15 protein-coding genes are annotated in these 14,469 nt (G+C 60.9%); 6 read left to right on the forward strand and 9 right to left on the reverse strand.

Annotation, left to right across the window (positions count from 1 at the left end):
* Nucleotides 1-19 precede the first annotated feature (19 nt).
* Nucleotides 20-646, forward strand: coding sequence for a TetR/AcrR family transcriptional regulator (locus tag AC1DWA_RS07235; RefSeq protein WP_019746303.1), 627 nt, complete (start codon nucleotides 20-22; stop codon nucleotides 644-646).
* A gap of 6 nt (nucleotides 647-652) precedes the next feature.
* Here the strand turns inward: AC1DWA_RS07235 and AC1DWA_RS07240 are convergent, their stop codons facing one another.
* The 3 genes from AC1DWA_RS07240 to AC1DWA_RS07250 all read right to left on the reverse strand — a co-directional run bounded on the left by AC1DWA_RS07240 (nucleotide 653) and on the right by AC1DWA_RS07250 (nucleotide 2,988).
* A complete protein-coding gene (locus tag AC1DWA_RS07240) occupies nucleotides 653-1,093 on the reverse strand; it encodes a PAS domain S-box protein (RefSeq protein ID WP_003943598.1) in 441 nt (146 codons plus the stop codon).
* Between the two features lie 111 nt (nucleotides 1,094-1,204).
* On the reverse strand, nucleotides 1,205-1,945 hold the full coding sequence (locus tag AC1DWA_RS07245; RefSeq protein WP_020968047.1) for an ABC transporter ATP-binding protein: 741 nt from the start codon (nucleotides 1,943-1,945) through the stop codon (nucleotides 1,205-1,207).
* On the reverse strand, nucleotides 1,942-2,988 hold the full coding sequence (locus tag AC1DWA_RS07250; protein WP_029254139.1) for an ABC transporter permease: 1,047 nt from the start codon (nucleotides 2,986-2,988) through the stop codon (nucleotides 1,942-1,944). Before AC1DWA_RS07250 ends, AC1DWA_RS07245 begins: the two co-directional genes overlap by 4 nt.
* Before the next feature lie 114 nt (nucleotides 2,989-3,102).
* Between AC1DWA_RS07250 and AC1DWA_RS07255 the strand changes: the two genes are divergently transcribed.
* From AC1DWA_RS07255 to AC1DWA_RS07270, 4 genes are all read left to right on the forward strand, one after another.
* Nucleotides 3,103-4,305 (forward strand): sensor histidine kinase, encoded by a 1,203-nt coding sequence (locus AC1DWA_RS07255; RefSeq protein ID WP_021332670.1) that lies wholly within the window; start codon nucleotides 3,103-3,105, stop codon nucleotides 4,303-4,305.
* Nucleotides 4,302-4,919 carry a response regulator gene (locus tag AC1DWA_RS07260; RefSeq protein ID WP_019746299.1) on the forward strand — a complete coding sequence of 206 codons (618 nt, stop codon included), beginning with the start codon at nucleotides 4,302-4,304 and terminating at the stop codon, nucleotides 4,917-4,919. Before AC1DWA_RS07255 ends, AC1DWA_RS07260 begins: the two co-directional genes overlap by 4 nt.
* Nucleotides 4,920-5,011: 92 nt before the next feature.
* Nucleotides 5,012-6,250, forward strand: a complete 1,239-nt coding sequence (locus AC1DWA_RS07265; RefSeq protein WP_477916549.1) for an HNH endonuclease signature motif containing protein — start codon at nucleotides 5,012-5,014, stop codon at nucleotides 6,248-6,250.
* Nucleotides 6,251-6,394: 144 nt separating this feature from the next.
* Entirely contained in the window at nucleotides 6,395-7,210 is an 816-nt protein-coding gene (locus AC1DWA_RS07270; protein ID WP_477846502.1) for a siderophore-interacting protein, read from the forward strand.
* 9 nt (nucleotides 7,211-7,219) lie between these two features.
* Here AC1DWA_RS07270 and AC1DWA_RS07275 read toward each other — a convergent pair whose 3' ends face one another.
* Nucleotides 7,220-7,399 carry a hypothetical protein gene (locus AC1DWA_RS07275; RefSeq protein ID WP_019746296.1) on the reverse strand — a complete coding sequence of 60 codons (180 nt, stop codon included), beginning with the start codon at nucleotides 7,397-7,399 and terminating at the stop codon, nucleotides 7,220-7,222.
* Between the two features lie 29 nt (nucleotides 7,400-7,428).
* Nucleotides 7,429-7,602 carry a hypothetical protein gene (locus AC1DWA_RS07280; protein WP_400821616.1) on the reverse strand — a complete coding sequence of 58 codons (174 nt, stop codon included), beginning with the start codon at nucleotides 7,600-7,602 and terminating at the stop codon, nucleotides 7,429-7,431.
* 161 nt (nucleotides 7,603-7,763) lie between these two features.
* Here AC1DWA_RS07280 and AC1DWA_RS07285 point away from each other — a divergent pair, with 161 nt between their 5' ends.
* Entirely contained in the window at nucleotides 7,764-8,744 is a 981-nt protein-coding gene (locus tag AC1DWA_RS07285) for a proline dehydrogenase family protein (RefSeq protein WP_290283671.1), read from the forward strand.
* Here the strand turns inward: AC1DWA_RS07285 and AC1DWA_RS07290 are convergent.
* The 4 genes from AC1DWA_RS07290 to AC1DWA_RS07305 all read right to left on the reverse strand — a co-directional run bounded on the left by AC1DWA_RS07290 (nucleotide 8,701) and on the right by AC1DWA_RS07305 (nucleotide 14,215).
* On the reverse strand, nucleotides 8,701-9,210 hold the full coding sequence (locus AC1DWA_RS07290) for a VOC family protein (RefSeq protein WP_019746293.1): 510 nt from the start codon (nucleotides 9,208-9,210) through the stop codon (nucleotides 8,701-8,703). The two genes, AC1DWA_RS07285 and AC1DWA_RS07290, sit on opposite strands and share 44 nt — an antisense overlap.
* A 51-nt stretch (nucleotides 9,211-9,261) precedes the next feature.
* Complete coding sequence (lpdA, locus tag AC1DWA_RS07295) at nucleotides 9,262-10,662, reverse strand: dihydrolipoyl dehydrogenase (protein WP_290283670.1); 1,401 nt, start codon at nucleotides 10,660-10,662, stop codon at nucleotides 9,262-9,264.
* 32 nt (nucleotides 10,663-10,694) lie between these two features.
* Nucleotides 10,695-11,972 (reverse strand): dihydrolipoamide acetyltransferase family protein, encoded by a 1,278-nt coding sequence (locus AC1DWA_RS07300; protein WP_172932421.1) that lies wholly within the window; start codon nucleotides 11,970-11,972, stop codon nucleotides 10,695-10,697.
* 62 nt (nucleotides 11,973-12,034) lie between these two features.
* Nucleotides 12,035-14,215, reverse strand: a complete 2,181-nt coding sequence (locus tag AC1DWA_RS07305) for an alpha-ketoacid dehydrogenase subunit alpha/beta (protein ID WP_029537334.1) — start codon at nucleotides 14,213-14,215, stop codon at nucleotides 12,035-12,037.
* Between the last annotated feature and the right edge of the window lie 254 nt (nucleotides 14,216-14,469).

The following is a 14,469-nucleotide window of genomic DNA, read 5'->3' on the forward strand; positions in this document are numbered from 1 at the left end:
CTAGAGTTAGACTCTAATCATGACTGAGGTACTTCGGGAAGACACGTCGGCGCGGCGCAAGATCATCGAGGCAGCGCGTGAAGTTTTTGTCGATCCCGGCTACGCGGCCGCCACGATCAAACAGCTTGCCGCGGCGGCGGGCGTGTCGGTGCAGAGTGTCTATTTTGTGTTCGGCAACAAGCCGAGCGTGCTGTCAGCACTGCTCGACGTGGCCGTTGCGGGCGACGAGGAAAAGACGGCAACTCTCGACCGTCCGTGGGTGGCGGCGGCACTGGGCGCCCCACATCCACTCGGGCAACTCCGGATTCAGGTTCACCACGGACGGCTCATTCTGGAGCGTACCGCGGACATCCTGTTGGCCCTGCGGGCCGCTGCTTCCGCGGACGAGGACGCCGCCCGCCTTTGGCAAATCAACCGCACTCAGCGACGCACGGTGCAGGAACATCTGATGGTCGGCATCGTCGAAAAAGCGCCAACCGTCGACCTCGAAACAGCCGTGAACGTCGCACTCACGCTGCTCAGTCCCGAGACGTACACAGACCTCGTGGTCGGCGCGGGTTGGACCGGCCAAAAGTACGAAGAATGGGTGGTCAACACCCTTGCCGCCACCCTGGGCCTGGACCGAACCGTCAAATCCCGGAAGTAGCTGGGACTACTTGGTGGGCTTGTCGTCGATGTGCCGTGGGTTGTTCCACAGGCGTTCCGTCAGATCGTGAAGGACGGCGAGGGTGATCGTGTCGTCGTCCCGTCGGAGCAGAGACTGACTGACCGTCGCGCGCACCAATGTGCTGTCCGAGTGCACGAACTCCTTGACCGAGCCCGGCTCGGAACTCAGTTCACGATGAGCCTGCTCGGCACTGACGTCGTCGGCATCCTTGTCGTAGAGAATGTCCTGCAAACGCAAAGCCGAGACGGCCTTCTTGGGATATCCCAGCATGTCAGCGAAGGACGGGTTGGCAAAAACGATGCTGCCGTCGCGGTGAACGGCCATAACCGGCACCGGAAGCCTGTCGAGGAGAATCAGAGCAGGCATCTGCTCCAGATCCGCAATCGGCGATTGTGGCGGCTGCGCAACATTGCGGCGGCGTTCCATAACACGTCCTCTCAAGTTGCCCGAGTCGACAACAGTCTAACTGCCCAGCAAATCGCGGGTTGACTTCCCGCCCGGATGCAGTGACGAATGCCCGAATCGTGCCCGCCTGAGTTACGCCGCGAGCGCCTCCTGGTCCTCCGCCAAGGAACCGTCAACAACACGATAGACAGTATCCATCCGAGACAGGTGACTTCGGTCGTGTGTCACGAGAAGGGTTGCCGCCTCGTGTTCCCGCACCACCCCGATGATCAGATCCATGACAGCGGCACCGCGCTCCTGATCGAGCGCGCTGGTGGGCTCGTCGACCACCAGAAGCTGCGGATCGTTCATCAATGCTCGCGCGAGATTGACGCGCTGTCGCTGCCCACCCGACAGCTGAGACGGTCGTTTTCCGCTCTGATCCGCGAGCCCGACAGCGTCCAGCAAATCCATCGCTTTTGATTTCACGGCCTTGCGACGGGTCCGTGACGTGAAAACGGACTGCCCCAGATGCGCCATCACCTCGAGCTGCTCCAGAGCCGTCAACGACGACACGAGGTTGGACTGCTGGAAGACGATTCCGATCGACGAGCGTCGCAATTCCGACGCCGCCCTCCGACTCAGCGCCGCTATGTCGGTGCTGCCTTCCGGCGTCCGGAGATAGACGTGCCCGGAATCCGGACGGATCAGGGTCGACGCCACCGCCAACAGGCTGGACTTGCCTGAACCCGAAGGTCCGGTGATTGCGGCGATCTCGCCGCGGTGCAGTCGCAGAGACACGTCGTCCAGCGCCGTCACCCGCGATTGCCCGTCGGGAAACGTCAGATCGACGTTCTGGATGTCGAGAACTGTGGTGCCGGTTGTCATGGTCATCGTGCGCTCCCCAATGCTGTGAGTGGATCGGTGGTCGAGAGGAATCGAAGTGCAAAGGCCGCGCCGAGCAGACCGAGTCCGATCAATGCCACGGCAGGTACGACGGTCGTGGATGCGTCCAGGACAAACGGCATGGCGTCTCCGATCAGCGAGCCGGCCACGGCCGTCAGCCCGATTCCGACGGTGACGCCGGCGATCAGAACGATGAGCGCCTGGCCCAGTGCGTCGCGCACCAGAGAACCGGTGGTTGCGCCGAGCGCTTTCAACGTCGCGATGTCCGGGGTTCGCTGGATCGTCCACACCGTGAAGAACGCACCGATCACCAGGGCCGAGATCGCGAACAACATGAGCGTCATCAGCGTCAACGACCCGTTTTCCGACTTGTACGAACCGATCGCGTCGAGCGAACCGCTGACCGTCGTCGACGTCGTCACGGCTGACTTGTCCGTTGCGGAAGCGTCAGAGGCTCCGGTGACAGCCAGTACTGTCGCAACTCCGCCGCGTGGATTGGCCGCCTGCCAGTCACCGAGCGTCATCCAGACGACGGGCGAATGGCTGTACCAGTCGTCACCGCGAACGTCGCTGACGGTGAACTGCTGCGTACCGACGCTCACCTGATCGCCGGCGCCCGCCCCCAGATCGCGGGCGGCACCTTCGCTCAACACCACCGTGCCTGACGCCGACGGCGTCACGTCACCGAAACCGCCGTCAGCACCGAACAGGGCCACCGACTTCTGATTTCCGTCGGCCAATCCTGCCTTCCCGCGGCCGATTCCGATGGGATCGACATCCTTCGCGGCCCCGGCCCAGGCGTTGACCTGGTCCTGCGTGAGCGCCGATTCGTCGAACGACGCCCCAGCTCCGGTGTCTGCAAACACCACCGTGTCGGCATTCATGGCCTCGATGGCCGACACGTTCTGATGGCGAAGTCCTGCAGTCAACCCGCTGAGAAAACTGACCAGAAGTGCAACCAACAGAACCACGACGGAGATCAGCGCGAAACGACCTCGCGCTGCCCGTAAGTCCCTCATTGCGACAAACACTGTGAATTCCTTTCCTGTGCTTGCCTCTACGCTCTCGCGGATGCAGACTCTTTCCATCGCACCTCGGATCGACATTCCAGCGCTCGAAAGAACCATCCCGGTTTACAACTTTTGATGGATGAACCAGGCCCGAACCTCGCTAAGCTGGGCGAGATGCACCGATCTCCGCTCACGCCTGTCTTCGCCGGCCTACAACTGGGCCTGCATGTCCTTGTCATGGCGCTGGCCGGTGTGGTGTTTCTTCGAGCGCTGATCGACGAATCCGACCTGACCGCAACAATCATCGCGTTGGCCGTGATCTTTGTTGCCGTCTATCTTTTCGGGGTTGCCAAAAGGCTGCGCGGCAACGCTGCCCGCTGGTGGCTGGCCGTGCTGACCCTCGTCTGGATCGCGACGATGGCGGTATCCGCCGACGCCGCCTACCTCGCGTTCGGACTCTTCTTCCTCTATCTCCATATTCTGCGGCGCCCCTGGAGCCTGCTGGCCGTCACCGCGGCGACGGCCGTCGCCGTGATCGGCACCGGATTGCATCGTGGGTGGACGGTGGCCGGCGCCGTCGGTCCGATCATCGGCGCCGCCGTAGCCGTTGCTATCGGTCTCGGATATCAGGCGCTGTACCGGGAGGCAGCCGAGCGCGGTCGTCTCATCGACGAATTGATGAACACCCGTGAAGAATTGGCGTCGACGTCTCGCGATGCCGGAAAATTCGCCGAACGTGAAAGGCTCGCGGCCGAGATCCACGACACCGTGGCCCAAGGACTTTCGAGCATCCAGATGCTCCTCCACGCTGCCGAACGCGCCGATCCGGAAAGCCCGGCCATCCGGCAGATCAGCCTCGCACGGGAAACTGCAGCGGACAGTCTTGCCGAAACCCGCCAACTCATAGCCGAATTGACACCGGCGGCCCTGGACGGTCAGTCGCTCGCCGATGCGCTTCGTCGAATCTGTGAACGCGCGAGCAGTCCTGAACTGGAAGCGCGATCCGTGGTCGAAGGTGAGGCAATCCGGCTGCCGATGCCCCTCGAAGCAACACTGGTGCGCATCGCCCAGGGTGCGGTATCCAATGTTCTCCGCCACGCGGATGCAACCAGAATGGCTGTGACACTGACGTATTCCGACAACACCGTCAGCCTCGACGTGGTCGACAACGGCCGCGGCTTCGACGTAGAAGTTCTCGAACGTGGACCGGCGGAATCGTTTGGCCTCAACGCAATTCGACGACGCGTCGAACTGCAGGGCGGAACGTTCTCCATCGAGTCGGAGCCGGGACACACGGCCGTCGCGGTGACCTTTCCCCTCGATGTCGGTGAACAGTGATCCGCCTGCTGCTCGCCGACGATCACGCGATCGTGCGCGCCGGGCTGCGAGCGCTGCTCGAAAGCGAATCCGACATCGAGGTGGTCGGCGAAGCAGGGACCGCCGAGGAAGCCATAGCCTTCTGCGCCACCACGCCGGTCGACCTCGTGCTCATGGACCTGCGGTTCGGGCCAGGCAAGACCGGGGTCGACGCCACCCGCGCGGTATGCGCGCTGCCGAATCCGCCGCACGTACTCGTTGTGACCAACTACGACACGGACGCGGATATCTTGAGCGCCGTCGAAGCCGGAGCCAGCGGCTATCTGCTCAAGGACACACCCCCGGTCGAGTTGCTGTCGGCCGTCCGCGCCGCCGCAAGCGGGGACAGCGTTCTCTCCCCCGCCATCGCGTCGAAGCTCATGACTCGGGTACGCAAACCCGAAACCAGCCTTAGTCCAAGGGAAATCGAAGTGCTGAAGTTGGTGGCGGCGGGTCGATCCAACCGAGAGATCGGTAAAGAACTGTTCCTGAGCGAGACCACGGTCAAATCGCATCTGGTCCACATCTTCGGCAAGTTGGGCGTGAAGTCGCGGACGTCGGCGGTAGCTCGTGCGCGGGAGCTGGGTTCGATCTGACGTTTGTCCGAATTGTCGAAAGTAGCTGGACAGCAGTAATTTTCGCTTGCAATTCTCTTGTGTTCGAAACTCTGTTCGAATATGATTGCTTCATGGACAGTCGGGATGCGTGGCAGCTGGATGGTGAGGACCTCAAGAGTGAGGTTCTGGATCTGGCGCGTGTCCGGCACGAGTTGCAGTCGCGGATGGTGTTGTTGATCGTGGAGATGTTTTCCCGTGAGGTTCTTGGCGGGAAGGGTTTTCGGGCGATCGCGCAGTGGTTGCATGGTTCGACGAATTTGGAGATCGGTGAGTGCAGTCTGCTGGTCGGGTTGGCGCGGTTGTTGATGCTCGAACCTGTTGTGGGCGATGCGTTTCATCGTGGTGATGTGGATGCGTTGAAGGCGCGTCAGGTGGCGTCGTTTTGTCAGCATCCGCCGAAGAATATGACCCTGGCGGATGTGGACAAGGCTCGCGGGATCTTGTTGGGGTTGGCGTCGAAGAACATTGCGGATTGTGATGCGGTGCGGGCGGCGATTCGGCGGATCGAGAAGCAGTACGGCAAGCGCGAGGATGGCGTCCCGGTCGGCGAGGATTCCGAACGTAACGAGTTCTACGCCTCGAAAGGCTTGTACGGGCGGGTCTCTGTGAAGGGTGATCTGGATGCTGTGAACGGGGCACGGTTGATCACGTTGCTGTCGAGCCTGTCCGCTCCGACACCGGAGAAGGACGGTGTCAAGGACACCCGCACGCCTGCATTACGGCGGGCGGACGGGTTTTGCGAACTGTTGCGCCGTTACGAGCGGGCGGGGTTGGGTCCGATCGAAGGCGGCGTGAAACCACACATCACGGTCACCGCGTCCGCGAAAGACATGACGGACCTCCAAGCGTTGAAAGACCTCCTGCCGTCCACCGATGAACTGGGGTTCGCGTGGACGGATTGGGTGGGCCCGATCAGCATCGACACTGCCCGGATGCTGGCGTGCGACTGCACCGTCACGCGGATCTTGTTGGATGAGAACGGTGTTCCGCTCGAGTGCGGTAAGGAAGCGAGAACAGCAACGGTGCCGCAGCGGCGGGCTCTTGCGGTTCGGGATGGCGGGTGTGCGTTTCCGGGGTGTGGCACGCCGTCGGGGTGGTGCGATGCCCATCATATTGTTCACTGGAACGATGGTGGCCCAACAGATCTCGACAACCTGATCTTGTTATGTGGTCATCATCATCGGACGCTGCACCATACGGAGTGGCGGGTGGAGATCGGCCCGGATCGGAAGACGGTGTTCTATCCGCCGATGTCGATCGATCCCTATCAGCAGCCGATCGGCGGGAACAGCCCACCCACAGCAGCCTGAACGGGCATAACTGAAAATGCCAGCGTATGCCCCGGGGAATAACCATGCCCCGGGGCATACGCTGGCATTTTCGGTTGCGCGCGATGTCCGTCTTGCGACAGCATCTGTCTCCACTTCGACACGCAGGACCAATAGGGTCGAGGCATGTCTTTCTGCGAACCCGCCCGCGTTGTCACCGTCACGTCCCTGACCCCGCACATGCGGCGAATCAGCATCGAGGCAGAAGGCGACTGGCACTGGCCGACCGGCGGACAAGGCGACGAGCGCATCGATATTGCGTTCCCGAAACCCGGTGAAACAGAAGCAGATTACGACTACTTCAACAATCCCGACTACGGCAAGGCCGATCTCGGAACCGAGCCACCGTGGCGGCACTACACCGTGCGCAAGGTGCACGACGGCGGCCGACGTCTGGACATCGACTTCGTCGTGCACCCTGGCGGTATTGCAGCGGATTGGGCCCTGCGGGCCGAACCAGGTCACCTACTAGGCGTCTTCTGGTCGGACAGTTCGCGGTCCCACTACCAAGCACCGGCGGGTCCTCGCTGGCAGCTGCTGGTCGCAGACGCCACGGGTCTCCCCGGACTGGGCAGGATTGTCGAAGAACTTCGAGAGGGCGATGTCGCACAGGCGATCATCGAGGTCGAAACCGAAGAGGATCGACAGGAATTTGTCACTCACGGCGACGTCACGTACACGTGGCTCGTGGGGAGTGGCCTCGGAAAGGCGCCGAGCGCGCTGTTCGAAGCTGTGGAGAAGGTCGAGTTTCCCGAATCCGAATCGGCCGACGTCTACGCGTGGGTGGCGTGCGAAAGCGCAACCAGCCGTCGTATTCGTAAGCATCTGAGGGAAGTTCGAGGAATTGCTCGCGACAAGCACAATGTTGTCGGGTACTGGCGAGAGGGCGCCGACGGCCACGTTTCCGGCATGAACAGCGAGGAAGTCACCGTCGGCGCCTGAGCGCCGTGATCACTCTGCCGGCAGTGTGTCGGTAGATTCTGCGTGAGCCTGCTGCACGTCAGCCGGCTTTTCCGCCAGCATCTCGAACAGTGCACGGCGTGCCTCGGCAAGAATTGCCTCTGCCTTGGCGACCTGCTCAGCGGTCCCACCTGCGGCTACCGCGACAGCGGCACCTCGGAGTAGACCCATCGCGGGACGGAGCGCTGCGCCGGCTTCACCTAAGTGAGGGCGGCCGTGTCCGCGCTGGTCGGGTCGACCAAATCCGCGCTGACCTTCGCGACCGCGTCGGCCTTCGGGGCGTCCTTCTGCTCGGTCTTCGAAGCGACCCTCGGGGCGCTCTCCATCGAATCCTCGACGGAAACCGTGTCCACGATGCGGGCCTCGGCGGCCATGCTCGCGACGTTCTTGCATTTCTGGGTTGTTATGTGGGGCGTACATGTTGTCCTCCTGGACTGTCTATGTTTGTTTGACGTATCGACGATATATCGACAATAGATCGAACGCAAGGGTCCGGAGAATAATTCCCGCACCCTCGTCCGGATACGCTGAAGCCGTGAACACGGATCTACAAGCCCAGGCCGCAGACGTCCTACGCCGCCTCGCACTCGACGAATCCCTGAAAGAACGCACCATGGCGGACGCTGCGACTGCAGCACTCGCACGGAAAGTCGCCGCTCGCTACATCGGCGGCGAAACCATCGACGACGCTTTCGACCGCCTCCCCTCGATCTTCGCGCGAGGACACAAGGCGAGCATCGAATACACCGGGGAAAGCGTCCGGGATCCCGAGCTCGCGAACGCCGAAACCGATGTTTTCGTGGAACTCGCCGAACGAATCGGCACGTCGGGTGTCGAGAGCACCGTGTCGTTCGACCTCTCGCACATCGGCTTGGTAATCGATCCGGAGCAGTGCTTTCGCAATGTCGTGCGCCTGGCCGAGGCCACGGAACGCGCAGGTGCCGAGCTGATCATCTCCGCCGAAGCGTCCGATCGCACCGACCTGGTCCTCGACATGCACGCGCGGCTGGCCGAGCGCTTCACTCACGTGGGGATCACCGTTCAGGCCCGACTGCACCGGACCGCAAAGGATCTCGCCGCTCTGCTGGACCGACCCGGCCGCATCCGTCTCGTGAAGGGCGCCTTCCTCGAAGCCGAATCCGTCGCCTACCCGCGCGGTAGTGCCGAACTGCGCAGCGCGTATCTCGACTACGCAGCCCGAATTGTCGAATCGGGTCACCAGGTTTCCATCGCGACGCATGACCGCGACATCCTCGAAGCATTACGCGCCGAGCATGATTCGAAGCTCAGAGCCGACCACGTGGAGTTCGAGATGCTGCTTGGTCTCGGTACCGAGCAACTGGACGCACTCCGAGCCGCGGGCTTCACCACACGCGAATACGTCATCTTCGGAACACAGTGGTGGCTGTACGTACTCAATCGCATCGCCGAAGAGCCGGAGCGTGTCTACACCGCGCTCATCGACGCGGCTTCTACAGAACCTCGGATGGTCGTCGGATCGATGGAACCTCGATGAGCTCGACAATCGCGCCGACCGAATCCTGAGTGTCGTAGTACGCAAAACCTCCGTCCCCGTTCGCCCCATAGCCGTACCCCGACTGAATCAAATCGACGTCGTGTTCCGCCATTTCGATCATCGCGTCCTTGATCGACGGGACGACAAAACCCAGATGGTGCAATCCGAAACCGTGACGCGATTGCCATTCGTGGTACGAGCTGGGGCCTTCGAGGAGTTCGATCAGCTCGATTTGGGGACCGACACCGACAAAAGCCAAGCGCATGCCGAACCGTCCTTCCTCACCTCGGTAGCTCAACTCCGGAACGTTGTCGGGCCCATACGTGTAGATCGACCAATCGTCTCGGCCGAGAATGCCGCTCCACAGCGCAACGGCCGATTCCAGATCAGGCACAATCATGGCGATCTGTGCCACCGCGTTTCCCCGCAGGGGCTCAGGGAGCGAGTCTGCCTTGACGCCTATCACTTGCCACTCCTCGTTCGGTTCGGTTATCGGACCAATTCAACAGCAGTCCGTTCACAGATTGATCATGTGTCCGGCAAGCCCGTGGAAAGCCTCCTGCAGCGCCTCACTCAGTGTCGGGTGAGCGTGAACGTTGCGTACGAGGTCTTCAACTGTCAGTTCGAATTTCTGAGCGAGCGTCAGCTCTGGCAATAACTCGGTCACTTCCGGTCCGATCAGATGTCCACCGAGCAACTCACCGTACGTATCGTCGCTGATCAGCTTCACGAACCCGACAGCATCCCCTAGACCATGCGCCTTGCCGTTGGCACTGAACGGAAAGGTAGCCACCTTGACATCCCAGCCCATGGTGTCGGCCTTGTCCCTCGCTTGCTGCTCCGTCCATCCGAAGCTGGCAACTTGGGGTTGGCAGAAAGTTGCGCGGGGAATCATTGGGTAGTCGACAGGGACGGTGTCTACGCAGGCAATCGTCTCAGCCGCGACCACGCCCTGGGCCTCTGCGACGTGAGCGAGCATCAACTGTGCGGTGACGTCGCCGATTGCGAAGATTCCGGGCACTGAAGTACGCATGTACTCGTCGACCATCACGGCTCCTCGCTCGGTCAGTTCGACGCCTGTCGTCTCGAGGCCGTAGCCGTCGGTCCGCGGAACAAATCCGATCGCTTGGATCACCTTGTCCGTGAGCAGCGTTCGCGCCTCGCCACCCTGCCTCACTACTACCTTGACCTGGCCACCCGAATCGACGATCTCCTCCACCCCAGTGGAAACCAGAATCGTGATCCCGGATTTCTTGTATCGCTTCGACAGTTCGGCAGATACATCCGCATCTTCCAGCGGAAGGATCCGCTCTGCGTACTCGACCAGCGTGACGTCAACTCCGAAACTGTTCAGGACATAGGCGAATTCCACACCGATCGCTCCTGCACCGGCGATGACCACGCTCTTCGGCAGCTCGCGAGTGAGAATCTGCTCCTCATACGTGACTACATTGTCGCTGCGAGTCGTGCCTGGAAGTAGCCGTGGCTCTGCTCCACTGGCGATAATCACGTTGTTGAAAGTTATCGTCGCGGAATCGACCCCCGATACCTCGAGGGTATTCGGTCCACGAAATACGCCGCGACCGTTGTACTGCCGAATACCGTTCTTCTTCATCAGGTAATTGACGCCCTTGGTTCGGCCGTCCGCAACAGATCGACTGCGGTCGAACGCAACCCCGAAGTCAACCGAAGTGACACCTTCGATTCCGAACATCGAGGCTCCGTCGGTCACCAGGTGCGCAATCTCCGCGTGCCGTAGCAGTGCCTTCGACGGAATGCATCCGACGTTCAGACATACGCCACCCCAGTACTTTTCCTCGACCACAGCAGTGGAGAGCCCCAACTGCGCGGCCCTGATGGCCGCAACGTAGCCACCGGGCCCAGCTCCGAGTACGACCACGTCGTAGTGTGAATTCATACCTGTGCCTCCCACTTTCTCGCGATGTCTGCTCAGCCGAAGATCTGGATCGGGTTCTCGAGAACTGTGGTGAAATGCTTCATCCACTTCGCGGCGATCGCCCCGTCGATCGGACGATGATCAACCGAGAGAATCACTCGTAGGACCGTCCCGACCTCCAGCCGTCCCGCCACGACAACGGGCTGCTCGGTCGCTGCTCCAATTGCAAGAATCGACGATTGAGGAGGGTTGATTATGGCCGAAAATTCCTCGACCCCGAACATCCCGAGGTTCGAGATCGTCGTCGACCCACCTTCGAGTTCGTCCTGCCGAATCTTCCCTGCACCTGCTCTCGCTACTAAATCTTTTGTAGCGCTAGCAATTTCGGAAATGGACATGGCGTCGACCCCGCGCAGAACGGGAGTAAGCAATCCGCGATCGGAATCTATCGCGATCGAAATATCCACCTTGGCAAAGGTTCTCACTGCGTCTTCGACCCAGATCGAGTTCATCTCCGGCACCAGCGTATGCGCCTTCGCCATCGCTTTGATCAACAGATCGTTGACCGACACCTTGGAAGCGCTGACTTCGTTGAGCTGCCTGCGCGCCTCCAGCAACGCATCGACCCGAGCAGAACCAGAGATGTAGAAATGGGGCTGTGTCTGCTTACTCGATGTCAGCCGAGCAGCAATTGCACGCCGAAGTCTCGTGTGCGGTGTGTCCGTGAAGGCAGAGCCATGGCCCTTGACACCAGCGTCCTTGACACCAACATCTTTCACTGCGACGGCCTGTGCCGAAGCGCCCTTTACTGCTATTGCGGCATCGACATCGTTACGTACGACGCGTCCGTTCGGGCCCGATCCCACGATGTCACCGAGGTTCAGCCCTGCCGATTCCGCTAGGCGTCGCGCCAAGGGACTCGCGAAAATTCGCGGCGCCCTCTCATCGGCCACTTTCTCGCCCGGCACGGTCGGAGACGACGTACCGTCGGGTTCGTCTACAGCATTGGATGTTTCAGGCTTGGCAGAGCACCCATGGGCATCACGGACCCCGAGCTCGGCCAGCAATGCCGCAATATCCTTTACGACTTCGCCCCGATCAGCGAGGACGGCGATCGGTGCACCGACCTCGACGGATGTCCCTGGTTCGACGAATGTGTGTACAAGTACACCCGCGGACTCGGCCTCGATCTCAACCGTCGCTTTGTCCGTTTCGAGAACGGCCAACGGTTCGTCGACATCGAATTCCGAATCGACAGCAAGCGGCCACTCGGAGAGGATTACGGTGGTAGCTCCGGCTGCCACCTCTGGCATGCGCAGTAATGTCGCCATGGCGGTTGATTGCTCCTAGAGAATTTCTGCCGATGAGGGTAAGTGGGTTCGGTTCGGTCGCTTCACGATCGAGTGATCCTCTTCAACGCTTCGACCACTTCATCCGTCTGTGCAATTGCCGCACGTTCGAGCACTTTGCTGATGCTCGGCGATGCCTCAGACCCCGTCACTCGCTGGATGGGCTGATCAAGCCAATCGAAGAATCGGCGCTGGATTTCATCACTGAGCCAGCCGCCGTATGACGTTCCGTATGCTCCTTGCTCAGCGATGACCACGTTGTTGGTCTTTCTGATGCTTTCGCCAATGGTGTCCCAGTCGATACTCGCTTGGTCGAGCCAACGGAGATCGATGACCTCGGCATCGACTGTCCCGATTTCATCCACTGCCTCGAGGCAATGCCCCACCATCGACAGGTAGGAAATGATCGTGAGATCGCTTCCGCGCCGACGCACTGCGGCCTTCCCGACCGGCAGGAAGTAGTCGTAGTCATCGGTCGGCGCCTGGCCGCTCGTGCCATATAGGTCTACGTGCTCGATGACCACCACCGGGTCGTTGCATTGCAAAGCGCTGTTCATCAAGCCGATGTAGTCGTACGGCGTGGACGGTGCGACGATGCGCCATCCCGGGGCAGTTGCAAACACGCCGGCAGGGTCCATGGAATGTTGCGAGCCGTAGCCGGTCCCCATAGCGACCTTGCTGCGCAATACGAATGGAACGTTGCTGTCCCCTCCGAACATGTGTCGCGCCTTTCCGATCTGATTGAAGATCTGGTCGGCTGCCACCCACATGAAATCGGCGTACATGAATTCGACGACTGGTTTGTACCGTCCGTCCAATGCGATTCCGCCACCGAGGCCTGCGAACGCATTCTCACTGATCGGAGTGCCGAGCACTCTGCCCGGGTATCGATCAGCCAATCCTTTTGTAGCGCCGTTCGTTCCGCCCTTCAAGCGATGAATGTCCTCACCCATCACGACGATGGAGTTGTCGGCGTCCATGCGACGGTCCATTACCTCCGCCACGACGTCGATGAACTTCCGATCGACCATCTCGCCGGCGAACTCCTCCGGCTCGACGAATCGGGCACCCCCGAACTCACTGAGATCACCACGTATCCCGACATCGACGAAGTTCACATCCGGCCATTCCGATGCCTTGATTCTGGCCTCGCCAGGCTTGCCCCCTGGCACTGTTTCCAGCAGCTCGCCACCGATCTCCTGCATTACTCGGGAGGCTTGCGCGACCGCCTTGGCTACGTCGGCTTCCGTCAGCAGCTTCCGACGGACTACTTGATCGGTGAGCAGACGAAGCGGATCGCGCTTTTTCCAGGCCTTTTCTTCGTCCTTCGTGCGATAGCCGAAAGCGCTGCCCGGGAATGGACCGTTCTGGTGAAAGAAGCGGTAGACATCAGCTTCGATGATCGTCGGGCCCTTACCCGAACGCATATGGGTGAGGGCCTCCTGCATCGCGAGGTGGACCGCAAGTGGGTCCATACCGTCAACCTTCCAACTAGGAATGTTGAACCCGAGCCCGCGTGCCGACAATCGCGGTTCACCGGTCGCTTCCGCGACATGTGTGGAAACCGCATATTGGTTGTTCTCGATGAAGAAGCAGATCGGAAGATCCCATGCCGCTGCCAGATTGAACGATTCGAGTACCGAACCGATGTTGACCGCGCCATCACCGAAATAGGTTACTGCGACGGCATCGGTTCCTGCCTGACGGTGCGCCCAGGCAAACCCTGCAGCTTGCGGTACCCCGCCTCCGACGATCGCATTCGTACCCATCGCGCCGGCTTCTTTCCACTGCAGGTGCATGGACCCGCCACGACCACGGCAGTAGCCGCGCGACAGACCACAGATCTCTGCGAGGCTGCGGGTCAGTACGGTACGGACCTCTGGCGAGAGTTCAGCGGTCGGATCCAAACCGTCGACAGCCACATGGGCCAGCGCCTTGGCAAGGAACTGATGATGTCCGCGGTGGGAACCGTTGATGGAGTCAGCGGATGTGAGGCCGACGATCGACCCCACAGCCCCACCCTCTTGTCCGATGCTGGAGTGGGCCGGACCGTGGATCAGTCCCTTCCCCGCCAACTCCAGGACGTATTCCTCGAAGGATCGGATCAAGATCGTCTGAGCCAGCATCGTGGCGAGAAGCGACGGGGCGGCCGCATCCCAGTCCTTGTTCGATGTTGCCAGTTCCACCCATGGTGATGCTGCGGTGAGTTTCTTGTGCGTGGTCATAGTCAGTCTCCGGATCAGGCCTTTGGACGGCCAAGCTTTGGCAGCGCGTCTGGACAGCGCGGAGGGACTCGCGCGGGGCGGTCCACTTTCCGTGTTGGGCCTCACATTGCCATCGAATGGATCCATTCGCAAACCCGACCAGGTCTCTATCGGAAGCAAATGTGGCCTGCCCCACTTGACGAACTGGTGCAACACCGCGCAACATACGAGCTGTGAGTTTTGTCCGGCATGCAAACTTAAGCGATTGGATCCAA

This window comes from Rhodococcus sp. P4_F3_2, assembly GCF_056401335.1.